Annotated in this window: 37 protein-coding genes; 27 read left to right on the forward strand and 10 right to left on the reverse strand. The window is 65.6% G+C overall.

What is annotated here, in order from left to right:
- Position 1: 1 nt before the first annotated feature.
- The 7 genes from CK498_RS02145 to CK498_RS26090 all read right to left on the reverse strand — a co-directional run bounded on the left by CK498_RS02145 (position 2) and on the right by CK498_RS26090 (position 3,612).
- Positions 2-1,093: a YqaJ viral recombinase family nuclease gene (locus CK498_RS02145; RefSeq protein ID WP_095619203.1), complete on the reverse strand. Its 1,092-nt coding sequence runs from the start codon at positions 1,091-1,093 to the stop codon at positions 2-4.
- A gap of 5 nt (positions 1,094-1,098) precedes the next feature.
- Positions 1,099-2,067 carry a hypothetical protein gene (locus CK498_RS02150; RefSeq protein ID WP_095619204.1) on the reverse strand — a complete coding sequence of 323 codons (969 nt, stop codon included), beginning with the start codon at positions 2,065-2,067 and terminating at the stop codon, positions 1,099-1,101.
- Between the two features lie 75 nt (positions 2,068-2,142).
- Positions 2,143-2,427 (reverse strand): hypothetical protein, encoded by a 285-nt coding sequence (locus CK498_RS02155; RefSeq protein WP_095619205.1) that lies wholly within the window; start codon positions 2,425-2,427, stop codon positions 2,143-2,145.
- 11 nt (positions 2,428-2,438) lie between these two features.
- Positions 2,439-2,717 (reverse strand): hypothetical protein, encoded by a 279-nt coding sequence (locus tag CK498_RS02160; RefSeq protein ID WP_095619206.1) that lies wholly within the window; start codon positions 2,715-2,717, stop codon positions 2,439-2,441.
- A 90-nt stretch (positions 2,718-2,807) separates the two neighbouring features.
- The gene (locus tag CK498_RS02165) at positions 2,808-3,023 is read right to left on the reverse strand and encodes a hypothetical protein (protein ID WP_095619207.1); all 216 of its coding nucleotides are present in this window, start codon (positions 3,021-3,023) and stop codon (positions 2,808-2,810) included.
- Positions 3,024-3,331: 308 nt separating this feature from the next.
- Complete coding sequence (locus CK498_RS26085) at positions 3,332-3,478, reverse strand: hypothetical protein (RefSeq protein WP_176475687.1); 147 nt, start codon at positions 3,476-3,478, stop codon at positions 3,332-3,334.
- The gene (locus CK498_RS26090; RefSeq protein WP_176475688.1) at positions 3,475-3,612 is read right to left on the reverse strand and encodes a hypothetical protein; all 138 of its coding nucleotides are present in this window, start codon (positions 3,610-3,612) and stop codon (positions 3,475-3,477) included. Before CK498_RS26090 ends, CK498_RS26085 begins: the two co-directional genes overlap by 4 nt.
- Positions 3,613-3,658: 46 nt before the next feature.
- Between CK498_RS26090 and CK498_RS26670 the strand changes: the two genes are divergently transcribed.
- On the forward strand, positions 3,659-3,787 hold the full coding sequence (locus CK498_RS26670; RefSeq protein WP_267873728.1) for a hypothetical protein: 129 nt from the start codon (positions 3,659-3,661) through the stop codon (positions 3,785-3,787).
- A 369-nt stretch (positions 3,788-4,156) separates the two neighbouring features.
- Here the strand turns inward: CK498_RS26670 and CK498_RS02175 are convergent, their stop codons facing one another.
- From CK498_RS02175 to CK498_RS02185, 3 genes are read right to left on the reverse strand one after another with little or no spacing between them, the layout of a single operon-like run.
- Positions 4,157-4,930, reverse strand: a complete 774-nt coding sequence (locus CK498_RS02175; protein ID WP_095619209.1) for a DUF1828 domain-containing protein — start codon at positions 4,928-4,930, stop codon at positions 4,157-4,159.
- Entirely contained in the window at positions 4,920-5,438 is a 519-nt protein-coding gene (locus CK498_RS02180; RefSeq protein WP_176475689.1) for a DUF6978 family protein, read from the reverse strand. The genes CK498_RS02175 and CK498_RS02180 overlap by 11 nt, the downstream gene beginning before the upstream one ends.
- Before the next feature lie 54 nt (positions 5,439-5,492).
- On the reverse strand, positions 5,493-6,239 hold the full coding sequence (locus CK498_RS02185) for an XRE family transcriptional regulator (protein WP_176475690.1): 747 nt from the start codon (positions 6,237-6,239) through the stop codon (positions 5,493-5,495).
- Between the two features lie 45 nt (positions 6,240-6,284).
- On the opposite strand from CK498_RS02185, the gene CK498_RS02190 reads away from it, so the two are divergent.
- The 26 genes from CK498_RS02190 to CK498_RS02315 all read left to right on the forward strand — a co-directional run bounded on the left by CK498_RS02190 (position 6,285) and on the right by CK498_RS02315 (position 24,890).
- Positions 6,285-6,482, forward strand: a complete 198-nt coding sequence (locus tag CK498_RS02190) for a helix-turn-helix domain-containing protein (RefSeq protein ID WP_095619211.1) — start codon at positions 6,285-6,287, stop codon at positions 6,480-6,482.
- Between the two features lie 33 nt (positions 6,483-6,515).
- The gene (locus tag CK498_RS02195) at positions 6,516-7,139 is read left to right on the forward strand and encodes a phage regulatory CII family protein (protein ID WP_095619212.1); all 624 of its coding nucleotides are present in this window, start codon (positions 6,516-6,518) and stop codon (positions 7,137-7,139) included.
- 3 nt (positions 7,140-7,142) lie between these two features.
- Positions 7,143-7,388 (forward strand): hypothetical protein, encoded by a 246-nt coding sequence (locus CK498_RS02200; RefSeq protein ID WP_095619213.1) that lies wholly within the window; start codon positions 7,143-7,145, stop codon positions 7,386-7,388.
- Positions 7,389-7,461: 73 nt separating this feature from the next.
- A complete protein-coding gene (locus CK498_RS02205; protein WP_095619214.1) occupies positions 7,462-8,214 on the forward strand; it encodes a phage antirepressor KilAC domain-containing protein in 753 nt (250 codons plus the stop codon).
- Positions 8,211-9,224, forward strand: a complete 1,014-nt coding sequence (locus tag CK498_RS02210; protein ID WP_095619215.1) for a replication protein — start codon at positions 8,211-8,213, stop codon at positions 9,222-9,224. Before CK498_RS02205 ends, CK498_RS02210 begins: the two co-directional genes overlap by 4 nt.
- Positions 9,224-9,907: a DUF6475 domain-containing protein gene (locus CK498_RS02215; RefSeq protein WP_095619216.1), complete on the forward strand. Its 684-nt coding sequence runs from the start codon at positions 9,224-9,226 to the stop codon at positions 9,905-9,907. Before CK498_RS02210 ends, CK498_RS02215 begins: the two co-directional genes overlap by 1 nt.
- Positions 9,904-10,455 (forward strand): hypothetical protein, encoded by a 552-nt coding sequence (locus tag CK498_RS02220; protein WP_095619217.1) that lies wholly within the window; start codon positions 9,904-9,906, stop codon positions 10,453-10,455. The genes CK498_RS02215 and CK498_RS02220 overlap by 4 nt, the downstream gene beginning before the upstream one ends.
- The gene (locus CK498_RS02225; protein WP_095619218.1) at positions 10,452-10,910 is read left to right on the forward strand and encodes a recombination protein NinB; all 459 of its coding nucleotides are present in this window, start codon (positions 10,452-10,454) and stop codon (positions 10,908-10,910) included. Before CK498_RS02220 ends, CK498_RS02225 begins: the two co-directional genes overlap by 4 nt.
- Positions 10,907-11,254: a DUF968 domain-containing protein gene (locus tag CK498_RS02230; RefSeq protein ID WP_217987672.1), complete on the forward strand. Its 348-nt coding sequence runs from the start codon at positions 10,907-10,909 to the stop codon at positions 11,252-11,254. Before CK498_RS02225 ends, CK498_RS02230 begins: the two co-directional genes overlap by 4 nt.
- Entirely contained in the window at positions 11,251-11,721 is a 471-nt protein-coding gene (locus CK498_RS02235; RefSeq protein WP_095619220.1) for a RuvC family protein, read from the forward strand. Before CK498_RS02230 ends, CK498_RS02235 begins: the two co-directional genes overlap by 4 nt.
- Positions 11,718-11,918 (forward strand): hypothetical protein, encoded by a 201-nt coding sequence (locus CK498_RS02240; protein WP_095619221.1) that lies wholly within the window; start codon positions 11,718-11,720, stop codon positions 11,916-11,918. Before CK498_RS02235 ends, CK498_RS02240 begins: the two co-directional genes overlap by 4 nt.
- 102 nt (positions 11,919-12,020) lie before the next feature.
- Positions 12,021-12,608, forward strand: a complete 588-nt coding sequence (locus tag CK498_RS02245; RefSeq protein WP_176475691.1) for a helix-turn-helix domain-containing protein — start codon at positions 12,021-12,023, stop codon at positions 12,606-12,608.
- On the forward strand, positions 12,608-13,585 hold the full coding sequence (locus tag CK498_RS02250; RefSeq protein ID WP_095619223.1) for a hypothetical protein: 978 nt from the start codon (positions 12,608-12,610) through the stop codon (positions 13,583-13,585). The genes CK498_RS02245 and CK498_RS02250 overlap by 1 nt, the downstream gene beginning before the upstream one ends.
- Entirely contained in the window at positions 13,578-15,101 is a 1,524-nt protein-coding gene (locus CK498_RS02255; protein WP_095619224.1) for a hypothetical protein, read from the forward strand. The genes CK498_RS02250 and CK498_RS02255 overlap by 8 nt, the downstream gene beginning before the upstream one ends.
- Before the next feature lie 34 nt (positions 15,102-15,135).
- On the forward strand, positions 15,136-16,218 hold the full coding sequence (locus tag CK498_RS02260) for a hypothetical protein (protein ID WP_141246896.1): 1,083 nt from the start codon (positions 15,136-15,138) through the stop codon (positions 16,216-16,218).
- A 67-nt stretch (positions 16,219-16,285) separates the two neighbouring features.
- Positions 16,286-16,612 carry a hypothetical protein gene (locus tag CK498_RS02265; RefSeq protein ID WP_095619226.1) on the forward strand — a complete coding sequence of 109 codons (327 nt, stop codon included), beginning with the start codon at positions 16,286-16,288 and terminating at the stop codon, positions 16,610-16,612.
- Positions 16,606-16,800 carry a hypothetical protein gene (locus CK498_RS02270; protein WP_095619227.1) on the forward strand — a complete coding sequence of 65 codons (195 nt, stop codon included), beginning with the start codon at positions 16,606-16,608 and terminating at the stop codon, positions 16,798-16,800. The genes CK498_RS02265 and CK498_RS02270 overlap by 7 nt, the downstream gene beginning before the upstream one ends.
- Before the next feature lie 50 nt (positions 16,801-16,850).
- On the forward strand, positions 16,851-17,672 hold the full coding sequence (locus CK498_RS02275; RefSeq protein WP_141246897.1) for a hypothetical protein: 822 nt from the start codon (positions 16,851-16,853) through the stop codon (positions 17,670-17,672).
- Positions 17,665-18,390 carry a hypothetical protein gene (locus CK498_RS02280; RefSeq protein ID WP_095619229.1) on the forward strand — a complete coding sequence of 242 codons (726 nt, stop codon included), beginning with the start codon at positions 17,665-17,667 and terminating at the stop codon, positions 18,388-18,390. Before CK498_RS02275 ends, CK498_RS02280 begins: the two co-directional genes overlap by 8 nt.
- Positions 18,387-18,872 carry a hypothetical protein gene (locus tag CK498_RS02285; RefSeq protein WP_095619230.1) on the forward strand — a complete coding sequence of 162 codons (486 nt, stop codon included), beginning with the start codon at positions 18,387-18,389 and terminating at the stop codon, positions 18,870-18,872. Before CK498_RS02280 ends, CK498_RS02285 begins: the two co-directional genes overlap by 4 nt.
- Positions 18,869-19,207, forward strand: coding sequence for a hypothetical protein (locus tag CK498_RS02290; protein ID WP_095619231.1), 339 nt, complete (start codon positions 18,869-18,871; stop codon positions 19,205-19,207). Before CK498_RS02285 ends, CK498_RS02290 begins: the two co-directional genes overlap by 4 nt.
- Positions 19,207-20,262, forward strand: coding sequence for a hypothetical protein (locus CK498_RS02295; protein WP_095619232.1), 1,056 nt, complete (start codon positions 19,207-19,209; stop codon positions 20,260-20,262). The genes CK498_RS02290 and CK498_RS02295 overlap by 1 nt, the downstream gene beginning before the upstream one ends.
- Positions 20,262-20,786, forward strand: a complete 525-nt coding sequence (locus tag CK498_RS02300) for a hypothetical protein (protein WP_095619233.1) — start codon at positions 20,262-20,264, stop codon at positions 20,784-20,786. Before CK498_RS02295 ends, CK498_RS02300 begins: the two co-directional genes overlap by 1 nt.
- Before the next feature lie 158 nt (positions 20,787-20,944).
- A complete protein-coding gene (locus CK498_RS02305; RefSeq protein ID WP_095619234.1) occupies positions 20,945-22,624 on the forward strand; it encodes a hypothetical protein in 1,680 nt (559 codons plus the stop codon).
- A gap of 10 nt (positions 22,625-22,634) precedes the next feature.
- The gene (locus CK498_RS26095) at positions 22,635-23,222 is read left to right on the forward strand and encodes a hypothetical protein (protein WP_095619235.1); all 588 of its coding nucleotides are present in this window, start codon (positions 22,635-22,637) and stop codon (positions 23,220-23,222) included.
- Positions 23,223-23,237: 15 nt separating this feature from the next.
- Complete coding sequence (locus CK498_RS02315; RefSeq protein WP_095619236.1) at positions 23,238-24,890, forward strand: hypothetical protein; 1,653 nt, start codon at positions 23,238-23,240, stop codon at positions 24,888-24,890.
- Positions 24,891-24,897 lie beyond the last annotated feature (7 nt).

Below are 24,897 nucleotides of genomic sequence, written 5' to 3' on the forward strand. Positions count from 1 at the left end.
GTCAGGCCGCCTTCTCGTCTTGGGCGGCGCTCTCCTCTAGCTGCTCGAGCTCCGCCTTGTTGAGCTTGGCGACGCGGCAGTCGATGTAGCTGGTGGGCGCCACCTCGTAGCCGGCCCGCTTCACTTCCTTGCGGCGGTAGCAGGTGCCGTCGGGGAAGGCGGCCACGGCGGCGCTGCCCATTGCCTTCAGGATTCGCGCGCGGGCCGTCTTCGCCGTGGTCTCCAGGGCCTTGATTTCGGACTTGGCGTCCTCCTCGACCTTCTTCCAGTGCTCGAGCTCGGCCATTGCCACCACGCGGCCGTCGGTACCCGGATAGAGGCGCTTGAGCAGGTCGAGCGCCTTCGGGTGCTCGACATCGATGTCCGGCAGCTCGCCGCGCTGAATGGCGGCCCACAGGTCGCCTTCCAGGGCGATCAGGTCATCGATCAGCTCGTCGTCGCGCAGGATCGGGTACCAGCGGGTCTCCCAGCCGGCGATGGTCACCACCAGGAAGCCCCACTCGTAGCCGGTGACGGCCAGCTGCTGCTGCACCTGAATGAAGTAGTCTTCCGGCACCTCGCCACTGGTGCACAGCCCGCCGGTGGTGTGCACGTTGTCCGGCTTGCCCCAGCCCTGCGCGAACTCGACGTTCTTGAGCTCAGCCACGCCGGGGCCCTTCACGGTCTGGCCCATGACCAGCTCGAGCCAGGCGGCCTGTGCGTCGGTGACGCCGACGATGCGGCGGTCGATGTTGGCCAGCATGAACGGGTGCTCGGGGTGGGCCAGCATGAAGTTGTAGTTCTGCACGTTGAGCCCGGTGAACTCGGCGAAGCGGGCGGCGGTCACCGGCTCCATGACGTGGCCCATGGCCATCTTCATCTTGCGGCGGTAGTTGGCGTCGGCGTCGTCGCTGACCAGGCCCAGCTTGCGCTCGGCGATCTCGAACGGCGTGCGGTGCTCGCTGGCCCCGACGGCTGCTGCGGCCTCGCTGGCCCCGATACCGAGCCCGCGCAGCGACAGCCAGACGTCTTCCGGCATGCCGAGCGTGGCGACGCGATGGGTTTCGATCAGCTGCTGACGGGCGTCTTCGATGGTGATGGTGTTGGCGGTCATGACGATTACTCCGTGATGGACAAGTAGCGGATGCGGCCGGCCTGAATGGACTCGATGACGGCGTCCGCCTGCGTGGAATACAGGCCGGCATTGCCGATCAGATCGGCACGGATGGCGGCCAGGCGGCTGTCGGTACCGACGTCGGCGACGACGGTTCGGTCACCGCCTGGCTGCGCGGGGTCGAGGCCGACCTGGTGGCGCGTGCCGGCCTCGGCGGCCGCTGCCAGTCGGCGGGTGTCGATGGGGCGGCGAGGCTCGGCCACCGGCTCGGTAATATCGGGCTGCTCGGGCTCAGTGCCGGCGGGGGCGGGGATATCCACCGCCTCAGCCTTGGCCGCTTCCTGCTCGGCCTGCTTGCGCTTCATCTCGGCAAGCTCTTCCTGTGCCTTGGCGGCCTCGATCATGCTGGCCAGTTGCTGCATGGCCTGTTGCTTGGCGGCCAGCGCCTCCTGCGCGAACTCGGCGAAGCGGTCTTCACCGATAGGCTGCATGCGCAGGTCGTGGGCGGCGGCTCCGAGCTCGGCCGCCGACTTGCCGATCAGGTCGGCTGGCGTGCGGCGGATAGCCTCGATATCGCCGCGGATCTTGTCGACGCGCTCACGCTCGCGCCGCTCGGCCTCTTCCTTCTCGCGCTGCTTGCGCTGCTCCTCGGCCTTGATCTGTTCGTCGATGGGCTCCTCGAGCTTGCGCAGCTCGGCGGTGATGATCTTGGCCTCGTCGTCGATGTCGCGGCAGCGCTGAAGGGCGGGCGCCTTGATCTCCTTGCGCTTGTTCTCCAGCGAGGTGCGGTAGCCGCGAACGGTTTTTCGGGCCTCCTTGGCGTCCTTCATGCCCTTGGTGGTCCGGACGTCGTAGACGACGCCGTCGTACTGCTGCCTGAGCTTGGCCAGGGCGGCCGCCGTCGGCTTGTACTCGGCGACCTGCAGGCGCTGCTCGTCGACAACCTGCTCCGGGCTTTCAGCGGTAGCTGTCATGGGGTAATCTCCGTGGTGATTCGTTCGTGCGGATCAGTCTGTAGCCCCTGGCCAGTTCGCCCTGGTCAGGGGTTTTTAGTCTTCAAGCTCTGCAAGGCGCGCCCGGTGCTCGGTGACATCCTTGTTGCGGCTTGTACGCCACTTGATCTGCAATTCCAGCAGCCGACGTTCGCCGGCCAGAGTGGTTTTGAAGTAGTCTCCCGAGTCGTCCGCAGCCACCTTCTCGATCAGTCGGTTTCCAAGCAGATGGCGAACGATATTGGATAGGTCTGTATCACTTGCCTCTCGGTCTGAAACGTGCAGGCCTTGCGCCTGATTGGCGAAATACAAGACTTTTTCTTCGTTGTAGAGCTTTCCCATTGATCCCTCCTTTATGCCCAGGCGCGGGCATCCAAGCTGTCGATGTAGGCATCGATGCGCGCCTCGTCCCGGCTCTCGCGCAGGCTGGCTTCGTATTGCTCCAGGATGGCGAGGTCGTCATCGTCGCTGACCTTGGCCAGCAACCAGCCCGCCTTGTAGCCGCGGCGGTCGTAGACCTCGTACTCGATTTCCGGCCCGCTGGGCGGCTCGAAGAAGCTGCCCGGGTCGGCCGGGGTGTAGCCGGTGACTTCCACCTGACAGGGGATGCCGGCGATGCGCGCTTTCAGCATGTCAGCGCTCCTTGATCCAGATGGCGGCGGCGATGATCAGCCCGGCCAGCACGATGGATTGCGACACGGTCAGCGTCTCGGCCCAGCCGATCATGGCGTTGCGACCTCCTGGCGCTGCCGATGCCAGCGGACGACCGCCTGCAGGCTGCCGCGGGCATCACAGGCGGCGGTCAGGCTGGCGACGCGGGTTGCGTCTTCCCCGGCGGCGAGCAGACGGGAGAGCCCGCCGGCGAGCTCGGGGCCCAGGTTGGGGTCGTGAACGGCTGCGCGCAGCGCGTCCAGCAGCTCGATGTCATCGATATCCATGGCGGGACTCCTATCGAGTCAGGAAGACGAGCACGACGGCGGTGAGGATCAGCGCCATGGCGATGCTCAGCCCATGGGTGGCGATCGGCTCGACCATCACGCTCTCCAGAGTTGGAGAAGCGGAGCCTTGATGCCCTGGCGTCGGGCGATGTAGTCGGCGTAACGCCTCGCGTTGTCGGCCTGCTGGGCGGTGAGCGGGCCGTCCTCTCGCTTGCGGCGTGCCGGGGCGATAACCGGGCAATCCGGCCCTCGAATGATCGGGACGGCCCCGATGCCCAACCGAAGGCGGGCAACGTCAGCGGTGCGATTCATGGGCGATACCTCTCGTACAGCCAGGCCCCGGTACCGGCGATGGCGAACATGCCGGCGATCAGGGCAGCGGATCCGATGGCCCCAGCCAGAGCCGGGTCGATGTGATGCGCCAGGGCGCTGGCAATCGCAGCTGCAGGGTTCATTGCCAGACCTCCCTCAGCTCGCGTTTCAGCTTCATGTCGCGCAGCTTCTGGTCGATGAGTCGGCGGCAGGCGTAGCGGGAGGCGCCGCGCTGGTCGTTCTGAATGCGTCGCTCGTGCTTCGTGGCTGGTGTCATGCCAGGCTCCAGATGTCCGTAAAAAAGCCCGACGGGAAGCCGGGCAATGTGCAGGGAACTGAAGGGTGATGCCGCTGGCATCGAGAAGCACCCTGACGCCGCAACGGCGGGAGGGTCGGAGACCTACGGCGCCAAGGCGCTTCTCGATGGCCCCGATATGCTCAGGGCCAGCTGACACGACTGGGCATCGCTCTCTGCCCGGGCTGCCTGCCCGACGCCATGGCCCTCAATTGCCTGGCGCCCACTTGGTTGGCCGTGCCACCCACGCCTGCTGTTGCACTTAGAGCCTCTACTGGAGGCGGCGTGAGCCCCGTTGTCGCCCCACGGGGAGGGGATCGCAGATTGTGAAAGAGCGGTGATCCAGTGGGCTGCGTGCCGTGCTGTTGAAATGAAGGTTATGCATCAGTGCATATCCTGTCAATGCATTCGTGCAGATAATTTTGCACGTGTGCATATTCTTTCGCCATGTCAGTAGTTTGCAGGCAACAAAAAAACCCGCCGGGCGGCGGGTGGTGGTGGGGTTCTGCGGTTTTCTTGGGGCTGGCTAGGCGATCCGGTGGTGCAGTTTGCGGCGGAGGTCGGCCACGTTGTCCAAGCTGTGAACCATGTCGTTCGCGGCATTCATCAGTCGAGCGCCGTCAGCCTTGGGTAGGCTGAAGAAGTCAGAGCAGACTACGAAGGAGTCGAAATCGTGATTCTGCTGGATTAGGTGCTGCATAACGATAGTGGAAATTCTTGCCCTGTCCGGAGTGTTAACGCCAAACAAGTAGAGAGGGCGCCCGATTTTTTTGATAGAAAAATCAACGGGATATAGTTCCGCATCCTCAATGCCGGGAACAATGTAGTCCTCTGCCACCTCAGCCTGGCCGATAATCTCGTGGAGGATGCTTCGAAGGTCATCTCGGAATGTTGATTCAACCCTGGGGCGAGACCATAAGCCTAGGTCTTCGATTCTGGAGGCGCACTGACCAAGGGAAAATAGCCCTCTGAGCAAGCCGTCTGCTGGCACCTCAACGAAGAGCTCGCCATCATTCTCGTTTACACCAGACTCGCCAATGATCTGCTGGAACAGTCGCCCCCTGGGACCTGACAAGATCGAATTCAGATCGCTCTCATAGCTGAGCCGCATGAAAGTGGTTCCCATGTCAGAGATACGCCAACCGCCATCGCCTCGGGATAGATAGACCGTGTGGTGATCGCCGTCCCTAGCTACCAGGGGAAGGGAGACGCGGACGGAGTCCTTGCGCGCAGTAACTCGCACGTCCTCGCAGAACGCGGAGCAAAGCTGCTTTCTCAAGGAATCTACGTCAATCGTCATCGTTAGTGTTGCCTCCCCACATATCGTCATGCACTTCAGAGAGTGGCCCTGCTTGGCCGGGGAATTCTATGGAGCAGTCGCTGCACAATGCAAGGAGCGCCCCATGCAGGCTCTCGTAGCGCTCGGTACTTTCAGCATAGTGCTCCGCTTTGCGGCCTGCAGCCATATAGCGCTGTGTGGCTTTGTGGATGTGGCACTGATTGATGATTGTTCCCTTACCATCGAGCGGGTTCTCATGCTCATGGTCGCTGCCGTTGTAACGACAAAGGGTTACGTCCTTGTCTTTGCCTTCTGGGTGGCAGTACTTAAGTCCGCATGAAAAGGCTTCTTCGATACGGAGATTCTGGCGAAGATACACGATAAACTCTTTGCCACACAAAGACTTGGCCTTATAGCTTTTTTGCTTGGAGCCTTTCTGCTCCCTCCATTGTGCACGAGGGTTGGTCACGACCTTCTTTACGTTGAGCAGCGAGGCAATCTCTTCGTCAGTCAGAGTAAAATGGTCCATGTCACCCTCATGAGATGCCCCTGTGCATTTTCTTCATCGTGAGTTTCTCGGCACTTAGCGCAATCGCATGTCAGCGACCACCACGCCTACCACGCGGCAGTTGCCGTTGATCTTGATGTAGGGCTCGTGCCAGGCCGGGTTCAGCGCCTTGAGCATGCGGCCATGCCCCGGCTCCTCGATCAGCCGCTTGAACGTCGCTTCGCCAGTTTCGGTCATGACCGCCACCACGTCCTTGCCGTTCTCTGGCGCGCGCTCCGGGTCGACATAGATCAGCGTGCCCGGCAGGTACTCAGGCGCCATGGACTCGCCGACCACCCTGAGCACGAAGGTCTGCTCCGAAGCGCCGGCGGGGCGGGGGTGCCAGGTGATGGCTTCTGGGTCCCGCTCGACGTGGCAGACCTCGGTCCAGGCGCCGGCCTGTACCCAGCTGATTTCTGGGCACAGTCCAATGGCTTGAGGGGCAGGGGCTACGTCTTTTGACTTAGGCAGGTCGTGAGTCCGAAGGGAGAACAGGTCAGCGAGCTCAACAGGCTGCCGGCCACGGAGCTGGTCTGTGGTCACGCCAAAATATTCAGCGAGCTTCTGCACCTGCCTGTCCGTTGGGCTCTCGATTTTCCCTTGCAGGATTCTGGACAGCGTCGATTGGGCCACACCGCTTTCGCGAGCAACCTCAGTCGGCCTTTTTCCCGACGCCTCGATCAGCCGTGCCAAGACGTCTTTTGTTCTCTCTTTTTGCATGGATGCAATGATTGCCCGGCCAGATGCATAGGGCAAATGCATTTCACGTTGACAATTATGCATTGATGCATATCCTGTGTCATAGAAACGTCTTCCGAGGTTAAGGCCATGCATGGCACAGAACTCGCAGAAAAGCTGGAGGCACTCCTTGCTTCCGGCGTCACGTACAAGGCGATCGCTGAGCGTGCTGGATGTGACGCCTCGACGATCTATCGCATCAGGTCTGGGGCTATCACCAATCCGTTGTACTCCACCGGCAGGGCTATCGATGAGATGCATGCCGAGTTGAAGCCTCGCGCCGCCTGACATCCACCCTATCCAGAGGAGGGAGCCCCTGCCATGTCCGAAACCCGACACCCCAGCCGTGACGCTCTGCTGCGCGATGCCCTTGGTCGCCTGCGAGAGCAGCGCGGCATCGCCTGCGAGCGCTTCGCCCGCGAACTCAACCGCCAGGTGATGGCGTGCTGCCCGGCCAAGGCGGCCGACCTTCACCTGCCCGATCTGGATGGTTTCACCACGGTAGGGGATGAGTACGACCACGCGGTGATGAGTTGGGCCAAGCGCGTGCAGCGCTGGGCCAGCGGTGCCGTTGAGTTCCCGGCCTGGCTGGAGGAGCCCTGGTGTGCAGCGCTTGAGGTATTCGGTGACGACTTTGCTCGCGTCAGCCTGGCACGCCGCCACGGCTTCATGGGGGTCAAGCGGCCCGAGAGCGGGGATGAGATTTCCTGTGGGTTTGCCGCACTTGGAGAGGTGAGCCGAGAAACCGGGGATGTGATGGCCGTCATGTCGCGAATGCTTCACGACAACAAGCTGAGTCCGGCGGACCTTCCCATGGCCGACGAGGCGCTGGCCGAGATCGATGATGCCATCGTCGCGTTGATGAGCACGCGCTCGCTTATCGAGCGCAAGGTGCTGGGTCGCAACCCCGGCGTTCGCCTGGCGGTGGCCAAGAGCGGAGGGTAGCCCGTGATTATTTCCAGCGTGTCGGAATTGATCGATGTGGTGGGGAATGGCCGTCTGGCGGCGGCTTGTGACGTCCACCACGCCACCCCTTGGCACTGGCGCACCAAGGGCCTTCCTGCCCAACCCAAGCGTCGCGCCCAACATTACCGTCGCGTGCTCGCCGATCTGGCGGGCATCAGCACGTCGACGCTCTCCCGGCTCGAAGCCGGCGAGGAAATCGAGATCGACGATGTACGAAATGCCGGGTAATGCCCGGACACAACAACGCCCCGCGGTGGCAGCCGATCGGGGCGTTGATGCATTGACATATATGGAGCTGATTATGAACGACAAACCAACAAACGTCCAGTTGCTGGCCGTGGCTGGTGTCGACGTCCAGCAGGATGCGGAAGGGCGGTTCTGCCTGAATGACCTGCACCGAGCAGCTGGTGGAGAAAAACGCCAAGCGCCCAACGAGTTCTTCAGGCTCGGCACGACGAAGGAGCTTGTGGGAGAGCTAACCGGAGATTCCCGGTTTGCCCCTATGAACTCCATGCGGGGCGGATCCACCCCCGGGACCTACGTCTGCAAGGAACTGGTCTACGCCTACGCCATGTGGATCAGCCCCGCCTTTCACCTCAAGGTGATCCGCGCCTATGACGCCATGCAGACCCCGGCCGCCGCGGACCCACTTCAGGCGCTCTCCGATCCGGCCACCATGCGCGAGCTGCTGCTGGGCTACACGGAGAAGGTGCTGGCCCTGGAGTCCACCGTTTCCGAGCAGGCACCCAAGGTTCAGGCCTTCCAGCGCATCGCCGAGAGCGATGGTTCGCTGTGCCTGACCGATGCCGCCAAGCACCTGCAGGTGCGTCGCAAGGATCTGCTTGCCTGGCTGCAGGTGCACCGCTGGATCTACCGCCGCGCCGGCAACAAGAACTGGATCGCCTATCAACCGCGCCTGCACCAAGGCGTGCTCGAGCACAAGGTTTCCACCATCCCCCTGGAAGACGGCGGCGAGAAGGTGTGCGAGCAGGTCAAGATCACCCGCAAGGGCCTGGCCAAGCTGGCAGAAACCTTCGAGGGGGCTGCGGCATGAGCAACGTGCTGAAGTTCCCCGAGCGCTTCCATGAGCAGTCGCAGGCGCCCGCAGAAACGCCAAAGGGGCCTCAAGTGGAGGATGGATACACGAGGATTGCCAATCCGATCATGGACGCATTGTGCTGTGCGGATCTTACGTCACGCGAGTTCCGCGTGCTGCACTTCGTGATCCGCACCACCTACGGTTGGAACACCAAGGCATGCCGCATGACAGGAGAGTTTATCGCCAAAAAGGTGAAGCTCGACCCTTCGCGCTGCTCCAAGGTGCTCAACGAGCTCATTCGTCGCCGCGTGCTGATTCGACATGGTGGAAGTCGCTCTCCGGTATCGCTGAACAAGCACGTGGAGGAGTGGGAGCCGCGCGAAGGCGCAAAGCGCCAGGCGCCAACCAAACAATCCGACTCGGCCCAAGATGAGCCAACGCCCCCAAAAGGGGCCGACTCGGCCCAAGATGAGCCGACTCACTCGGCCCAAGATGAGCCTACAAAGAAAGACATGAAAGACATTCCCCCTCTCCCTACGGTCGAGGGGGAAGGCCCCTCCCCGGAAACCGGACAGAAACCGGAAGCCGAGAAACCCAAGCCCAAGGCGAAGCCCAAGGGCGGTACCAAGCCCAAGGCGGCAAAGCTCGACCTGAGCCAACTGCCTGACGGCGTGTCGCTGGAGGCCGTCGAGGGCTTCATCGAGCACCGCAACACGCTGAAGAAACCCCTCACGCAGCGGGCGCTGACGCTCAACGTCAACGAGGCGCTGCGTGCTGCCGAACGAATCCCCGGCATGACTGCCGACCAGGCCCTGGACGAGACCGTGATGGCGGGATGGCAGGGCGTGAAGGCCGATTGGCTGGCACGCCGCCAGGGGGCGACCGAAAACCCCGCCAAGGGCATGAACCCAGCTGAGCGGCTGCACGCTGCCAACCAGCAGGCCATCCGCGAAGCCGTGGAGCGCCGCAATGCCGATGCCGAGTGCAAAGGCGACCTGTTCGACAACGACGGAGGGCACTGGTGATGATCGACCGCGATTTCGAGGCATTCGCCGAGGTGTGGAGCCAGGCACAGGAGATCTACAACCGCAGCGTGACGTCCGGCACCATCGAGCTGGTTTTCCGCGCCCTGCAGGGGCTTGAGCTGGAGGAGGTGCAGCGGGCGCTGACCCTGCACATCCAGAGCCCTGACACCGGCCAGTTCCCGCCTAAGCCCGGCGACGTCATCAAGTACGCGCGTGGCGACAGCCAGAGCCGCACCCTGCAAGCCTGGGCGAAGGTGGAGCGCGCGATCCGCAGCGTGGGGCACTATCGCGACGTGTGCTTCGACGATCCGCTGATCCACGCCGCGATCGAGCGCATGGGCGGCTGGCCCAAGGTGGCCATGGTCGACACCGAGCGGGATATCGTCTGGCTGCGTCAGCGCTTCGAGGCGCAGTACCGCGCCTATGCCATCCACCGCCCCGAGGAGTGGCCGGCCTTCCTGGCTGGTGTGGCGACCCAGCAGAACACGCAGATCGGCCAGCATTCCCGCGGGCGCCTTCCCGGCAAGGATATCGCCGTCATCGGCGACCAGCGTCGCGCCATGCAGGTCGCCGAGCGTGGCCGCGGCGCCCTGGCCAACGGCACGCAGGTCAGCCGAGTGACTGGCGGCCAGCTGGCGGGGCTGATCGAGAACATGCAGACCAAGCAGCGAGGTGCGGCATGACCCAGCTCAATCTCAGCCCCCAAGCCCGCCAGGCACTGCATGCCGTTGTGTTCGCCGAGGAGCGCGAAGCCCGCGTCGAGGCATTGCTGCGCTTCGGCACCGAGGCCGGCGCCCGCGCTCTGCTGGAGATGGTTGCCGATCTGGTGACCCTGGCCGACCAGGTGATCGACAACGGTCGCGAGCATGCCGTCGACCTGCTGATTCAGGAAACCGACATGCACCCGTACTCGGCAGAGAAGCTCAACTACCCGAGCCTGAAAGGCGCGCTGGTGGGGCTCGAAGCCGCCGAAAGGGTACCGGCCCACGCCCGTGATCGTGTCTGCCCGGGTTGCGCCTACCGGCCGGGCAGCGTTGCCAATCAGTGCTTCACTACGCAGACCGACGCCGACTGCGTGTTGGAGAGCGGCGACGCCTTCCTGTGCCATGCCCGCGGCCTCGATGACGTGACCGACGAGCCGACCCGCCCCTGCATCGGCCACGCCTACGCCGCCAGGCAGCACGCCAAAGACTGCATGGAGGACCATCACGGCCCCGAGGGGGCGGCATGAACCGCTCCGCTTCCGCCAATCAGGTCGAGTACGTGATCCAGCACCCGGGGCAGCTGGCCCCGGTCATGAGCCAGGCCATGGCGATGGCCGGTCGCGGCCTCAGAGGCGGTCCGGTGCGCGTGGTCCTGACCCGCATCGAGGAGAAGCGCACCGACAGCCAGAACAAGAAGCTGTGGCCGATGCTCAGCGACCTGTCCACGCAGGTGGTGTGGCACGGCGTCAAGCTGGCCCCGCACGAGTGGAAGGACCTGGCCACGGCGGCACTGAAGCGTCACCGCATGGTGCCCGGCATGGATGGCGGCTTCGTCATGGTCGGGCTCAGCACCAGTCGCATGAGTAAGCGCGTGTTCTGCGACCTGATCGAATGCCTGTACGCCTTCGGTACCGAGCAGGGCGTCCAGTGGAGCGAGCCCGCTCTGGCCCTCTACGAGGAGTACAAGGAGGCCCGCCAGTGATCCCCAAGAGCAAGGCCTGGCGCTCTGAGCGCTATCTGGCATGGGTGCGCAGCCTGCCGTGCTGCATGACCGGCGAGGAGGGCTGTGAGGCTCACCACGTCATCGGCCTGGGGTGGGGCCTGTCCGGATGGGGGCTCAAGGCGCCTGACTCGTTCGTGATGCCGCTGACCCCGTGGGCGCATCGCATGGTCCACCAGCGCGCCGAGTGGCAGCCCTGGCAGGTGGAGTGGCTGCAGCAGACGATTCGCGCCGGCCTGACCGAGTTCGCCAACGACCCCGACATTCGCGAGCAGCTGACCCACGCGCTCGCCTTCATCGCCGCAAGGGAGGGCGCCACGGCATGAACATCATCGGTATCGACCCCGGCAAGTCCGGCGGTATCGCCTCCATCAACGCTGCCGGACAGGCAGCCGGCGACGTGATGCCCATCATCGGCAAGGAGATCGACGGCCACGAGCTGGCCCGGATCCTCACCGCGGCCTCTCCCGGACTGGTGATCATCGAGAAGGTCGGCGCCATGCCCAAGCAGGGCGTGACGTCGACATTCACCTTCGGCGCCGGCTATGGCCGCTTGCTGGGCGTGTGCGAGGCCCTGGGCATTCCGTACCGGCTGGTGACCCCGCAGGCCTGGAAGAAGCGCGTGCTCGCCGGTACCGCCAAGGACAAGGATGCTGCCATTGCGTTCGTGAAGCGCGCCTTCCCCATGGTCGACCTCACGCCGGGCAAGAAGCGGGTGCCCCACGATGGTATCGCCGATGCCGTATGCCTGGCCGAGTACGGCCGTCAGCTCATGGCCAAGGGGGCGGCGTGACGGCAACCAAGCTGGAGTGGCAGCGGGTCAGCAACTATTGCATCCGGGCCGGGCAGTACCGCATCGCCAAGGTGGTGCTCGGCGGAGACGAATGGTTCGAGCTGCATGCCGGCGAAGAGCACCTGGGCATGTGGCGTGGCAATGCGGCTGCCGCGAAACGGGCCGCGCAGAAGCATAACGACGGGTTGAAGGGCTGACGACTGGGGGTTGGCATGGAGCAGGTTGAGGTAGCAGCCAAGGCAGCGATAGGGCGCCGTCGAAACGGTGGGCCAGGCGTGCCCACCCGGCAAGAGCAGGTGATGCTCGCTCGCCAGGTGGGCGACAGGTTGCGGGAAGCCAGGGAGATGCAGGGCTATTCGCAGGTCAAGGCCGCCCAGCTGCTGGGGTACGCCAACTCCGCCAAGCTGGCCAAGATCGAGCTCGGCAACTACAGCTCGCAGATTCCGCTGTGGGTGGTGAAGCGCGCCGCCCTGCTCTATGACGTCTCCGTCGACTACCTGCTGGGTAACACGGAGAGCATGGAGATCGGCGAGAAGCGCAGCCACGCCGCCCGGGATGCCATCATCCTGATGCGTGAGGAGTGGGAGCGCCAACGCTGGCGGGACATGATCGCCACCCGCCAGGTGCAGGAGCGCGTCGAAGCCGTCGAGGAGCTGGTCAACCTGATGTCCAAGCAGGTCGGCGAGGCATGCGAGGCGCTGTCCCGCGTCGAGGAGCTGAACCCGCGCCGCTGGGAGAACGTCAAGGGCGGATCACGCCTGCAGTCCGCCGTCGAGCGTGCCGCCGCCACGGGACGCACTGCCGATTCCAAGCTCAAGCGTCTGCATCGCGACGCGCGTTCCGCTGCCGGCGGTGTGCAGCCCGAACTGGAGCTGGTGTACACCTGATGGCGAAGTTGTCGGAACAGCAGTGGCGCAAGGCGAGGGAAACCTGGGAAGCGGATTCGCGCGACGGCTACGCCTGGCTGATTCGGGAATTGGGGCTCGACGTGTCGGGCCCTGCCGTGCGCAAGCGCGCCCTCAAGGAGGAGTGGATCAAGGGCGGCAGCGAGGCGAAACCCGCCCGGAAACCGAAAACCCAGAAACCCAAGGCGAAAACCGGAAACCGGAAACCTCGGCAGAAACCGGAAACCCCCGTCGAGGAGCTGGAAGAGCTGCCGCCCGAGTTGGCAGATAAGGCGGTACCGCTGGAAGACGCCGAAACCATCCCCTGGGACGAGGCCGGAGAGGAGGAGGGCGGCGCATCTCACAACTTCACCCTAACGCGCGTATGCACACAATCGCTCGAGGAGGACTTCGGCGACAGCCCGCTGCATGAGATCTACGAAACCGATGCCAGCGGCCGCACCAAGTACCGCCGTCAGTACGCACGGCTCGCCTACAAGCATGCCCTGCTGGGTGCCACGCCCGCCCATGTCGCCAGCCTGCTCGAGGTGACGGAGCGCACCGTCTACGACTGGATGGAAGCGCACCCCGAATTTCGCGCCGCCATGGAGCAAGGGCGCGTCGACGCCGACGCCAACGTGGCGCGCTCGCTGTACAAGAAGGCCACCGGCTACACGCATCAGGCGGTCAAGGTGTTCCAGTACCAGGGCGCGCCCGTGGTGGTGCCCTACACCGAGATCGTTCCCCCGGATACCGAGGCGGCGAAGTTCTGGCTCAAGAATCGCCAGCCCGAGCTGTGGAAGGAGAAGGTCGAGATCGAGGAGAAGCCGAGCATTGCCCTGGTGGATCGCGAAGCTCGCCGGGAGCGCATCGAGGCCGCCCTGGCCAAGGCGGCTCAGGTCGAGCGCGAGATGCGCAACCGTGCCGACCGCCTGGGGCTGATCATCGACGGCAGCACGGGCGAGGTCGACGATGGCTAAGAAGCGCACCTTGCTGCACGAGGATCCGCGCTGGGAGGACTTCAGCGACGACTTCGCCGGCGACCTGGTGGGCTTCGCAATCGATGTCGTCGAGCTACCGCCGACGCCCCAGCAGATCACGCTCTACAACAGTGTGGCGCCGTCGCGCTCCATGGTCAGCGTGTCGTCGGGACACGGCACGGGCAAGACGACTGCCCTGGCGACCATCGTGCTGTGGCACATGCTGTGCTACCCGCAGTCGATCACGCTGCTGACCGCCAACGACATGGCCCAGCTGAAGGCCACGCTGTGGAAGGAGATCGGCCTGGCCGTCGAGCGTATCCGGCGCGGGCCCTATGGCTGGCTGGCCGAGCATATCGAGATCCTGGCCAATGGCCAGATGCGCATCATCGGCTTCCCCGACACATGGTTCGTCGAGTCCAAGACCGCCAACGAGAAGACCGCCAACAAGATGGCTGGCCGCCACGGTGAGTGGTTGATGATCATCGGCGACGAGGCGTCGACGCTGCCCGATGCGGTGCTGACCACCCTGCGCGGGGCGCTGACCGAAGAACACAACCGCATGCTGCTGACCTCGCAGCCGACCCGCAACGCCGGTTTCTTCTATCGGACGCACCACGACCTGAGCAAGCTCAACGGCGGCGACTGGACACCGCTGGTGTTCTCCTCGCTGGAGTCGCCGCTGGTCAGCGACCAGGCCTTGAAGGAGCTGTGGGACAGCTACGACGACGACGAGCGTCGCGTGCGCCTGCTGGGCCAGTTCCCGCAGGAGTCGGGCAAGCACATGATGAACCTGCCCGCGGCCGAGGCCATGTATCGCCGGGGGCGGATCATCGGCGACGACGAGCCCTATGGCTGGGTGGTGCTGTCCGACATCGCCAGCGGCGAAGGCCTGCGCGACAAGAGCACCGTTGTGGTCGCCCGCATCATCGGTTACGGGGAGCGCGGCCCCGACGCGCGGCGCGTCGAGATCGTGACCGTGCCGGTGCTGACCAACAACGTGCGCAGCAACCGCTTTGCCGGGCTGGTGGCGGAGAGCGGCGACCCCTACGACGGCGTGACCTACGTGGTGGACTCCGGCGGCCTGGGCATCAACGTCTGCCAGGACCTGGAGGACATGGGCAAGCCCGTCCACCGCGTCAACTGGGGCAATCCATGCTTCCAGAACAAGAACAAGGATCGCTACATGAACCTGCGGGCACAGGCCATGCACCAGGCCGCGCGCGCCGCCAAGGAAGGGCGGTTGTCGATCCTGACCGGCGAGCACCGCAAGACCATGCTGTCGCAGTCGAGCCGTATCCCGAAGACCTTCACCGACAAGGGGCGGATTCGCGTGCCGCCGAAGCACAGCAAGGAGTGGGAGGGCATGCCATCCCCCGACCTGTGGGACGCCGTGTGCTTTGCCTTCCTGGAGGGGTTGATCTACACCGCCAGCCAGGAAGGCGACGGCGACGGGCGCTCGCTGGGCGACTCGCTGGAGAGCGAGGCCGAAGCCTTGTTCGACGACGTGGTGTAACATATCGGCTTCAGGGGATAGAAGGGATCTAATGATGAAAACAGGAGTGATGGCAGCGCTTTTTGCAGGAGTGGTGGCGACCACCGCTTATGCCGAGCCGCTGTTTGAAGTGAACGAAAGGCTGGCGGATATCGAAGCGCGGCAACAGGCAGAGCGCCATGCCGCCCAGTCCACTACCAGACAGAGCGAGGCAATTGCCGAGGAGCGTCAGCGTGCGGCAGACAGAGCAAGGGCTGAACGAGAGCGCCTGAATGCCGAGCACGAGCGCCGGCAGCAGGAAGTTCGCCAGTCGAGAGAGCAGGCCGTGTCCGCCTGGGAGAACGCCCCTCGCCTGAATGACCGTCAGGCCCAGTTCATCAACGATGTCTTCGGAGGTGTCTACTCCCAATCAGACGAGTACGTTGCGGGCATCGGCCGCGTGTCGCAGTCCATGCTCAGGGTGGGGGTCGAAGGTGGTCGGCTCCACATGGCATTCGCCAACCGATCGCTGAATCCCGTCGTTGAATCCATCGATGAGGAGAATCGCTCGTTCAACTTCCGCATCGGCGGGGGAAGGCTGGCCACAATGCAGCGCTCCCCCAATATGGCGGTTCTGACGGGGTATAACGGCACCCAATACCTCTATTTCGTGCGCAGCCTCGCCGGAGAGGATCGTGAGCGGCTTGGAATGCCGCGCCAGGGGGTGGCAGCAGGTAGTGGCGGGCAGCCCCAGGCTGCTCAGGGCGCCCGCTCGGGCTCCGCAATTCTGACCGGCGACCAGGTGCAGCAGATCACTGCCATGATGCTTGATGCCTACCGGGACGGCCGGGCCGAAGAAATGTATCGCACCGAGATGCAGTGCTGGGTAGATGTGCCTGCCGGCGGCGGGCAGCGTGACGTGACCATGGAGGCGTGTGCCGTGGCTAACTTTGCCGCTACGGTTATTGAGGTTGCGAATGCCGACGAGCAAGGTCGCCGCCCGCATGCTGAGTACGATGCTGACGAGGCGATGAGCCGCGTCCTATCCCAGTGGTCTGCGCATGGCATGGAGGAGTCAGCGCTATCTGAGCGCCTGATGCAATCAGTGGATGCCAACATGAACACCATCGTTGCTGCACTGGAAGCGGCAGGAATGTAGGCCAGGACGCCGCGCTCTACCTGCCGAGAGGCTGATGATGACGGCGACATTGAACGAGGTGCGAACGATGCACATCGGAAGCAAGAGCGAGATTGCTGCGACGGTAGGCGCACAAGCCAGGAGTCGGCAGCCCGGCGACATCGAGCGGGCCCTGGCCGCCAGGGTGTTCGGGGCCGTTGACGACGAGGCCGGCCAGCTGCTGACGACCGGCTGCGAGCCCGTCGAGGAGACCGAACCCCTGACCCTGGAGCGCCTCACCGAGATGGTCGACCGCCTGAGGCTTCGCAATCAGTCCGAAAGCCCGTTCCCGCCCAGCCATCCGCTGCACGGCGCCTGGGAGATTACCGAGAGGCGCCGCCGGGACTGGTTGATGGCGGTGGATCCGTCATGCTGAGGCTGGTATCTCAGTGGTTGAGGCGGCGGGTGGCGCAAGACGATGCCCTGGACGAGCGTGACCTGCCCGACGCCGACCTTCGCAATCCGTTCGAGGGCGACTGGCTGGACGCTCACGAGCGCGCCACCGGCGAGCGCGTTCGTCTTTCCGCCCCGGGCCATGTAGGAAAACCCGACCGGGAGCGGTGACACCCCTCCCGCATCATGCCCCCATGGGAGTCAACCGTGAGGGCATCACCATGCAGCAACCTCCGCTGATCAAGTACAACCTGAAGGAGCGTGGCCGCCAGTTCCGTGGCGTGGAGCGCAACTTCGACATTCCGGCCATCGTGGCCAGCGTCAACAGTCCCGCCACGCAGGAGCGCGTGGCCACGCGCGGCATGTTGGGCTACTTCGGCCATTGGCCGCGCGTGCGCTTCGGCATGGAGCCCGCCGAGGGCGGCATGGCCGATGGCAAGGCCCAAGCCGTCGAGCCGGCGGTGGTCACCACCCATCTGCGGGCCTACGACGACGGCACCATCGAGCACCAGACCGAGTTCCTGGACACCGCCACCGGGCAACTGGCGTCGCGCATGTACGCCAATCGCGTCGGCGGCTTCTCGTCTGCCATCGACCCGCGCAAGCCTGAGCTCTACGGCTTCGACTGGGTGAACGACCCGAACTACTCGACCAACCGGGGCTATGACCTGGTGCTGGACAGCGTGACCAGCGGCGAAATGTCCTTCGATGACGTGCTGGCGGCCGAGCACGCCGACCAGATGGACGCCATGAACCGGCTGTTCGAGATGATGGACGCCAGCATGCGCCTGGCCCTGGATTCCGCCGCCCGCTTCGAGCGCGAGAACAGCGAGCTGCTCGATCTGCTGAGCAAGCACGAAGAGGCTGGCAAGGCCGTGCTGACCGACAGCGCGGCCACGCCCCGCGACGTGACCAAGCAGCTGGAGCGCGACCGCCAGTTCTTCATGGACAGCGCGCTGCCGCGCTTCCAGGATCCCGAGGCGAAAGTGGAGAACGACCGCGACTACCTGCGCCTGAAGCGTCGGATGTTCCTCCATGTTTGAGCCGGTCAAGGCCGGGCTCGGCGAGTTCATGCAGGCGTTCTATGCCGAGGTGGTGCCGACCACGCGCCCCCTGGTCGAATTCGTCGAGCGCGGCTTCCCGTACTGCGTAGCCTGGGCGCCGACGCGCATGGTCGACCGGGCCGAGGAGATGCTGGCCGCCTACCAGCGCAACGACACGCGCCAGGGGCCGACACGGCCGCCCGACCTGCCGGTCATCCTGGTGGCCGTGGCCAAGGACTGGGTGCCGGCCGGCCGCGAGTTCACGACGCAGATCGCCGACCCGGTGGACATCACCTTTCCCGACGACCCGAAACAGCGCTACTTCCGCGTCAAGGCAGTGGCCGGCGACGTCAGGGCGCAGGTGGCCATCTTCGCCAGCGACGAGCCGACGGCCAAGAGCCTGGCCGCCCAGCTGCTGCTGTTCCTCGACTCGCCGAGCCGGCGCCGCTTCCTGGCGCGCTACCCGTTCGCCGGCCTCGAGCACGAGTACCCGGCTCAGGTGGAGGCGCCCGACAACCCGGCCTCGAGCATCGACACCGGCAGCCAGAACCTGACCGTGCTGGCCGTCGACCTGACGCTGAAGTGCACGGTACCCATCTTCATGGCGCCCAAGGCCGGCGAGCCCAACGACGGCAAGGGCACGCCCGGTACCGACGACCCGGCGGGCTACCCGCTCACCAACGAGGTCGATGCCGTCGGCCAGGAGCCGAGCCCATGATCGAGCTGCAAGCCAATATCGCCGGCTATGCCGGCCGTCCGGCCACGGTGTTCGCCGCCTATGACGAAGACACCGGCATCCTGGTGGTGGCCGCGTCCGTCGACCTGCGCCCGCGGCGACCTGGCTGCGTGCTGATCGAGACCGAGACCCGGGCCGACCGGGACTCGCTGTTCGCCTACACCGACCTGAGAGAGGCCATCACCGCCTACTACGACCTGAAGGGCAGTGTGGCGTCCGATGGTCGCAGCGCCAGGCTGCGCTTCGCCGAGCGCGCCATGCGGGCCGATCCGGCAGGCGGTATCGAGATGGATGGCGTCGACGTCACGGGGCCGCTCTACCGCATCTCCCCGGACACCGGCAATGCGCAGGTCGGCGCCCTGGCGCTGTGCCGCTACGTCAAGCGCTACTCCGCGGTGGCCGATGTCGTCAACATGGCCGACGACCTGAACAATCTGCTGTCCGGCAGGGTGGTGACCATATGAGCGTCGACCATCACAGCCAGGCCGCGCGCGTCTACTACCGCCTGGTGCGCGACTTCGCCCAGTCGGTGCAGCCCTGGGAGCAGGCCATCTATCACGACGTGGCGCCCGACGAGCGCTGGGACATCACGCTGACCGCGCGCAAGGTCTACGGCGATGCCGGTGAGTTTCTGGCCGTCATGGCCGCCGCCGGGCTGGATTCCGTCGACCAGCCTCTGGAGCAGCAGCGCCTGGTGCTGCCCACCGCTGACCGCCTGCGCGCGTTCAAGCGCCGCGCCGGTTTCGAGTCGCGCGCCGACCACCGCAAGGGCGGCCGCCCGACGTGGAGGACTGACTGATGGCCGGAGACCGGCGAGCCATAGGCCGCTTGAGCGGCAGTGCCGGCGAGGCGCGCGCCCGCGCCCGCCAGGACGCCGACGAGCGCAGAGCGGCGCCCAACATCCTCAACCCCAACGAGGTGCGCGGCGACTACGACGCCGGCCGCCTGCTGATGACCACCCTGGGCGGACAGGTGCGGCCGATCACCGCCGACGACCTGGCCATGTTCCGCCACAACGCCCGCATGGCCGGTCAGCGCTTCAAGGGCGGCATCACGGCACGCCAGGTGGTCGACATGTCGCTGTTCGATGACCGGAAACGCGCCCGCCGCCAGATCACCACCGCGGTACCGACGGCCGGCCGAGGCCTGCGCGGCAGCAACGGCCAGGTGAGCTCCCTGGAGGTGCGCTTCATCACCAACGCGGGGCCGGACAGCGACGTCAGCCGCCACCACGTCACCGTGGAGTTCACCGGCTACCAGACGGCCATCGCGTCCGGCGCGGAGTCGCCCCAGCGGGCCGCCGCCCGCCTGCGCAAAGAGGGCGTGCGCTTCGACTGCGACTGCGGTCGGCACCGCTACTGGTTTCGCTACATCGCCACCATCGGCCGCTACAACGCCGGCCGGCCGGAGACCGGCTATCCCAAGATCCGTAACCCGAAGCTCAACGGCGTGGCCTGCAAGCACGTGCTGCGCGTCATGGCCGAGATCGAGGGCGGCAGCGCCGTGCAGGCCTTCCTGGCCCGCGCCATCGCCAAGGGGCGCCAATCCGAGGATGGCGCCGGCCATATCCGCCAGCGGCAGCAGGAGGCCGAGCGCCTGGCCGAGAAACAGGCTAGGCGCCCCCGGGGAGGGCCATCCAGTACCGGCGACCGCGACTACGACCGTGCACGGCGCGCGCTGCGCCGGCAGAGCCGGGCGACCACCACCAAGCCCAAGCGCACGGCCAGCGGCAGCAAGCGCATGCAGGCCCTGGGTGCGACGCCCGGCGCTAGGGATAAGCTGGTAGAGGCAGCCAGGCAGCTGGGCCTAACGCCAGAACAGGCTGTCGCCATTCTTCAGGGAGGTAAGCGGTAATGCTCAACAACGTGCCGTCCGGCATCAATGCCATGGCCCGCAACGTCATCATCCGGCATCCCAACGCCTACAACTGCGAGGTCTATCGCCGCCAGATCGGCCGCCCCGACCCGGAAGCCGGCGGCGCGCCGACGCTGGGCGGCATGATGGTGCTCAACCCCGAGGACGAGGACGACATCCGCTGGGAGATGGTCGGCCTGGGCTTCGCCTTGCCGGCCGAGCAGTTCCAACCGTCGCAGATGATGGACCGGCGCGACGCCAACAACGGCTATGCCGACGAGCTGCGCTTCCTGATCGAGCCCGAGGAGATGATCGGCGAGCCCGGCGGCTTCGAGGTCAAGAACCGCGACGTCATCTACCTGCGGCTGGGGGAGGGCGAGCAGGCGCCGAAGATCGCCTACGAGATCATCGCCGTCGAGGCCGTGGTCAACGTGCCGCCCTTCGTGCCGCGCTACGTCGTCAACCGCCGCGACGACCTGGACATCCTCGATCCCGACGAGCCGGAAGACGACGAAATCGCCTGATCCTTGCTGCTGTCGACCGTTGCCGGCCACGCGCCGGCTTTTTTGTGCCCGCAAACCCGGAAAATCGCCCGCCGACCCGTCCGGGAGCGGGCTCAGACTCACCCTATCCGGCCACCTGGTCGGCCTTGCACCTACCGTAGAGCAAAGGAGAGAGGGCTATGCCTCACCACTACCACAGCCGCGAGACCGCCGAGGTCGCCGAGTTCATCGATTCCTTCCGCCAGGAGTCGGTCAAGAGCGGCGTCTTCGATTCGGCCGCTGCCGACGACTTCCTGACCACCGCGATCAACCAGAGTGCCGGCGTCAAGGTGCCGCAGAAGCTGCAAGCCGCACTCGACGAGGCCGACGACAAGTCCGCATCCATGCTGTCGCGCGCCATCTTCGACGGCGCCGCCGTCTACGAGCAGGCCCACGGCGCCCCCTGCCCGGCCGACGTCATGCAGCAGGCCATTCACCTGGCCTACGCCACCACCAATGACGCGCGCCGCAAGATGGGCATGACCCTGGACTCCGCGACCAGCGAAGGCCATGACGCGCTGTCGCTCCAGCCCAACCGGGCGGTGGTCGCCATCCTGGCCGCCCTGACCGAGGCGATTCCGTTTGCCCACTACCTGCCGGCGGATATCAACTCCAACGAGGCCAAGCTGGCCATCATGACCCACCAGGCGGGCCGCGACTACGGTCGTTACAGCGCTGGCGGCATCATGGACGGCGCCAATTCCGGCGACACCTACATCTCGTCCAGCCGCGAGCACAAGTGCGAGGTCGAGACCGACGCCGAGGGCGACCCGACCGGCAACATCACCGGCAAGCTGACCGCCATTCAGGACACCGACGAGACCTGCGACCCCGATGCCGCAACGGTCAAGCTGCTGCGCGGCCGCGCCATCGTCTACGTCGACGGCATGATCGTCGCCAAGGAAGTGAGCTCCACCGGTACCGGCACGTCCGCGGTCAGCGGCCAGGTCGACATCGAGGGCACCACGCACCAGATCGGCGGCACCATCAACCCGGATACCGGCGCCATCGCTCTGACCGCCCAGCCGCCGCTGCCGGCCAGTTCCCACGTGCTGGTGGAGTCGTTCATCGACTACGAGCGCGCCCCGGAGCTGACGCCGGAGATCATCACCGCCGTCGACACCTTCCAACTGTTCGCCAAGCCGTGGCGGGTGACCACCCACCAGACCATCGACAGCCGTACCCAGATGGCCAACGAGCTGGGTCTGGACCCGTACAGCGAGGGCGTGCTCGGCATCCAGTCGCAGTTCGCCAACGAGCGCCACTACGAGGTGCTGCGCAAGGCGCGTCGACTGGCTGGCCGCAACCAGGAGACCTTCGACTTCGCGTGGGCCTCGCAGGGTGACTACAAGTCCCGGGCCGACGTGTGGCGCGACTTCAACGCCGTCGTGGGCGCCGTCAGCCAGCGCATGGCGCTGTCCACCATGAACCACGGCGTCACCCACCTCTACGTGGGCGAGAACGTCGCCGCCCAGATGCAGGGCCTGCCCGCCGATATCTGGGAGCCGTCCGGCGTCGTCGAGCGTCCCGGCATCTTCCGCCTGGGCCGCCTGTTCGGCCGCTACGACGTCTACTACAGCCCCAAGGTGGTGCTCGAGACCGCCAACAGCGCCGAGGTGCTGTGCGTGGGGCGTGCCACCGACGTGACCCGCAACCCGTTCGTGCTGGGCGATGCCGTGCCGCCGACCGTGATTCCGCTGGCCACCAACGCCGACCTGAAGTCGGGCGCCGGCTTCTACGCGCGCAACTTCACCAGCGTGAACCCGCACCAGCCCAGCTCCACCGGCTGCGCGCTGATCAACGTCACCAACCTGTTCTAAGGAGTAGCACATGACTCGACTGGTCATCGGGCGCCCCGCCGTAGGCGGGATGGGCGCCAACCAGAAGGCCAAGGAGGCGTTCAGCGGGGCCGAGTTCCCGCTGACCGTGAACGTCGCCAACAAGATGACGATCACGCTCAGCCTGCCCGAGGCCGGTATCAAGCTGCGCCCGCTGGCCAGCGGCGTGGCTACGTTCCGCGACTACGACCGCCTGCAGCGTGCGGTATCCAGCCTGGAGCAGATCGCCAGGCTCAACAACGCCGCCCAACTGGTCATCCTGGAAGCGGCCGAACCGTCAGCCGAGGAAGCCAAGGCCGCCGCCGAGCCTGCGCCTGAGGGTGATGCCGGCGAAACCGGCGACACCAGCGGCAGCGGCGACGGCGATAGCGCTGGCGGTGACGGCACCGAGCAGACGCCCGAGGGCGGGGTAGAAGTGGCGGTCACCATCGTGCAGGACGACGAGCAGGCGTTTGTCGTCGAGCTGGACGGCGTGCGCTTCGAGCCGCTGCGCAACCAGGTGCGCGAGGACGGCACGCTGACCGCCGGGGGTCTCAAGGCCTTCGAGGAAGCCAAGGCCGCCGCCGGGGCTGACGACTAAAAGGGGGCATCAGCCATGACCGTGTCATTCGTACGACAGCTCGGCGCCGAGTCGGGGGTTCAGCTGAACCCCCTGGTCGACGGCTCCGAGATTCCGACGACCGGCAATGAGGACCAGCTGTTCGCCATTGCCATGCGCGCCTCCCGCGGGCGCATCGACCGCGCTTTCAAGGTCAATCGCAGCAACGTCCGCCAGCGCCTGGGGCATGGCGAGCCGATGCGTGACAACGAGCTCAACGAGGCCTATGTCCACGTCCGTGAGGCGCTGGACAACGGCGCCTACGAGGCCGTGGTGGCGCGCCTGCACTCCGACGCCGCCGTGCTGAGCTGGATCGTGGTCCGGGAGGAAGTGGCCGGCGATCCCGAGGAGCCGACCGGGGGCTTCGTCTTCGAGGTGTCGGAGACCGAGCCCGAATCCGCCTTCCTGTTCGCCGTGAAGCACCTGGAGTGTTTCAACGACGGCGTGATGGTCGAGTTCCGGGCCGACGAGAAGCGCGAGGGCGGGGTCAACGTCGCCAACGACGTCATCACCCTGCGCCTGCTCGAGCCCAACGGCGACAAGCTCATCGAGATCACGGGCTCACTGGATCGCGACGCCAAGGACGACAGCGGCAACTCCTACTACCTGCCGAACGTCATCGAAAGCCGTACCGACCGCCTCGAGGTCCTGACCGGCGCCACGACCGTCATCGAGCCGGACTCCGACGCCTACGGCTATGACGAGATCTTCCGCGAGAAGTGGGCGACCTCCGAGGTGCTGGAGTACTTCGACGAGGGCGGTACCGCCTACGCCGTCGACGACTACGTGCGTGCCCGTGACCAGCTCTACGGCACTCAGCACGGCTATGCCTACATCGCGTCCGGCGGCAGCGAGGCGCCGGCACTGATCGCCGAGCTGGCCCGGCTGGGCTTCGACACCAACCGTCAGCTGCGCGTCGACGTTCCCGGGCATCTCGACGTCGAGGGCGCCATTGCCTTCGTCGAGCAGATGAACCTGGGCAGCATGGCCGAGGCGCACCTGCTGCACGTCTTCTGGGCGCCGCTCAAGAGCAATGACCCGACCGGCATCAACGGCAAGCGCCACTTCGGTACCGCCACGCTCAACATCGCGCTGGCGTGCGGCCGCAACGCGCGTGTCAACGCCAAGGGCTTCGCGCCGAAGAACTACCCGATTGCCGGCCGTGAGTGGCCGGTTCGCCGCCAGGGCATCGTGCAGACCTACACGCCCAACAACCAGGAGCTCAACGCCCTGGCCCGGGCGAAGATCAACCCGGTGGTCTTCGAGAACTACTCCGGGGGCGGTCGCTACGTGTTCCGCGACTCGCTGACCAGCGCGCAGGTGGATTCCAGCCTGAAGAAGCTGATCGCGGTCGCCGACATGTCGACCTCCGTCGACGATGCCGTCACGCGCGCCGGCAAGGACTTCCTGCAGCTGCCGATGAACGTCTCCATCAAGCGCATGCGGGACTTCCTGACCACTCTGTTCGAGGGCGCGGAAGCCTCCGGATGGCTGGTACCGTCCGACGACCCGGCCATGGGCGGCGCGGCCTGGCGCTTCGAGGTCCAGCCCAACGAGCAGCGGCCGTATGAACTCATGGATGTCCGCTACTGGCTGCGCTACGACGGCACCAACCGCCAGACCCACGTGACCCAGACGCTGAGCCGCTAAGGAGAGA

It is taken from the genome of Halomonas salipaludis (assembly GCF_002286975.1).
Classification (GTDB): Bacteria; Pseudomonadota; Gammaproteobacteria; order Pseudomonadales; family Halomonadaceae; genus Franzmannia; species Franzmannia salipaludis.

Coding starts and splice junctions, on each gene's coding strand:
- CK498_RS26085 (WP_176475687.1), bottom strand. CDS start 3,478: ATGAACCCTGCAGCTGCGATTGCCAGCGCCCTGGCGCATCACATCGAC.
- CK498_RS02205 (WP_095619214.1), top strand. CDS start 7,462: ATGAACGACAAACCAACAAACGTCCAGTTGCTGGCCGTGGCTGGTGTC.
- CK498_RS26670 (WP_267873728.1), top strand. CDS start 3,659: ATGTGCAGGGAACTGAAGGGTGATGCCGCTGGCATCGAGAAGCACCCT.
- CK498_RS02215 (WP_095619216.1), top strand. CDS start 9,224: ATGATCGACCGCGATTTCGAGGCATTCGCCGAGGTGTGGAGCCAGGCA.
- CK498_RS02220 (WP_095619217.1), top strand. CDS start 9,904: ATGACCCAGCTCAATCTCAGCCCCCAAGCCCGCCAGGCACTGCATGCC.
- CK498_RS02225 (WP_095619218.1), top strand. CDS start 10,452: ATGAACCGCTCCGCTTCCGCCAATCAGGTCGAGTACGTGATCCAGCAC.
- CK498_RS02190 (WP_095619211.1), top strand. CDS start 6,285: ATGCATGGCACAGAACTCGCAGAAAAGCTGGAGGCACTCCTTGCTTCC.
- CK498_RS02165 (WP_095619207.1), bottom strand. CDS start 3,023: ATGGATATCGATGACATCGAGCTGCTGGACGCGCTGCGCGCAGCCGTT.
- CK498_RS02150 (WP_095619204.1), bottom strand. CDS start 2,067: ATGACAGCTACCGCTGAAAGCCCGGAGCAGGTTGTCGACGAGCAGCGC.
- CK498_RS02155 (WP_095619205.1), bottom strand. CDS start 2,427: ATGGGAAAGCTCTACAACGAAGAAAAAGTCTTGTATTTCGCCAATCAG.
- CK498_RS02185 (WP_176475690.1), bottom strand. CDS start 6,239: ATGCATAATTGTCAACGTGAAATGCATTTGCCCTATGCATCTGGCCGG.
- CK498_RS26095 (WP_095619235.1), top strand. CDS start 22,635: ATGACTCGACTGGTCATCGGGCGCCCCGCCGTAGGCGGGATGGGCGCC.
- CK498_RS02160 (WP_095619206.1), bottom strand. CDS start 2,717: ATGCTGAAAGCGCGCATCGCCGGCATCCCCTGTCAGGTGGAAGTCACC.
- CK498_RS02285 (WP_095619230.1), top strand. CDS start 18,387: ATGATCGAGCTGCAAGCCAATATCGCCGGCTATGCCGGCCGTCCGGCC.
- CK498_RS02300 (WP_095619233.1), top strand. CDS start 20,262: ATGCTCAACAACGTGCCGTCCGGCATCAATGCCATGGCCCGCAACGTC.
- CK498_RS02210 (WP_095619215.1), top strand. CDS start 8,211: ATGAGCAACGTGCTGAAGTTCCCCGAGCGCTTCCATGAGCAGTCGCAG.
- CK498_RS26090 (WP_176475688.1), bottom strand. CDS start 3,612: ATGACACCAGCCACGAAGCACGAGCGACGCATTCAGAACGACCAGCGC.
- CK498_RS02265 (WP_095619226.1), top strand. CDS start 16,286: ATGCACATCGGAAGCAAGAGCGAGATTGCTGCGACGGTAGGCGCACAA.
- CK498_RS02280 (WP_095619229.1), top strand. CDS start 17,665: ATGTTTGAGCCGGTCAAGGCCGGGCTCGGCGAGTTCATGCAGGCGTTC.
- CK498_RS02295 (WP_095619232.1), top strand. CDS start 19,207: ATGGCCGGAGACCGGCGAGCCATAGGCCGCTTGAGCGGCAGTGCCGGC.
- CK498_RS02195 (WP_095619212.1), top strand. CDS start 6,516: ATGTCCGAAACCCGACACCCCAGCCGTGACGCTCTGCTGCGCGATGCC.
- CK498_RS02260 (WP_141246896.1), top strand. CDS start 15,136: ATGAAAACAGGAGTGATGGCAGCGCTTTTTGCAGGAGTGGTGGCGACC.
- CK498_RS02250 (WP_095619223.1), top strand. CDS start 12,608: ATGGCGAAGTTGTCGGAACAGCAGTGGCGCAAGGCGAGGGAAACCTGG.
- CK498_RS02175 (WP_095619209.1), bottom strand. CDS start 4,930: ATGACGATTGACGTAGATTCCTTGAGAAAGCAGCTTTGCTCCGCGTTC.
- CK498_RS02245 (WP_176475691.1), top strand. CDS start 12,021: ATGCTCGCTCGCCAGGTGGGCGACAGGTTGCGGGAAGCCAGGGAGATG.
- CK498_RS02270 (WP_095619227.1), top strand. CDS start 16,606: ATGCTGAGGCTGGTATCTCAGTGGTTGAGGCGGCGGGTGGCGCAAGAC.
- CK498_RS02275 (WP_141246897.1), top strand. CDS start 16,851: ATGCAGCAACCTCCGCTGATCAAGTACAACCTGAAGGAGCGTGGCCGC.
- CK498_RS02290 (WP_095619231.1), top strand. CDS start 18,869: ATGAGCGTCGACCATCACAGCCAGGCCGCGCGCGTCTACTACCGCCTG.
- CK498_RS02305 (WP_095619234.1), top strand. CDS start 20,945: ATGCCTCACCACTACCACAGCCGCGAGACCGCCGAGGTCGCCGAGTTC.
- CK498_RS02235 (WP_095619220.1), top strand. CDS start 11,251: ATGAACATCATCGGTATCGACCCCGGCAAGTCCGGCGGTATCGCCTCC.
- CK498_RS02180 (WP_176475689.1), bottom strand. CDS start 5,438: ATGGACCATTTTACTCTGACTGACGAAGAGATTGCCTCGCTGCTCAAC.
- CK498_RS02145 (WP_095619203.1), bottom strand. CDS start 1,093: ATGACCGCCAACACCATCACCATCGAAGACGCCCGTCAGCAGCTGATC.
- CK498_RS02315 (WP_095619236.1), top strand. CDS start 23,238: ATGACCGTGTCATTCGTACGACAGCTCGGCGCCGAGTCGGGGGTTCAG.
- CK498_RS02255 (WP_095619224.1), top strand. CDS start 13,578: ATGGCTAAGAAGCGCACCTTGCTGCACGAGGATCCGCGCTGGGAGGAC.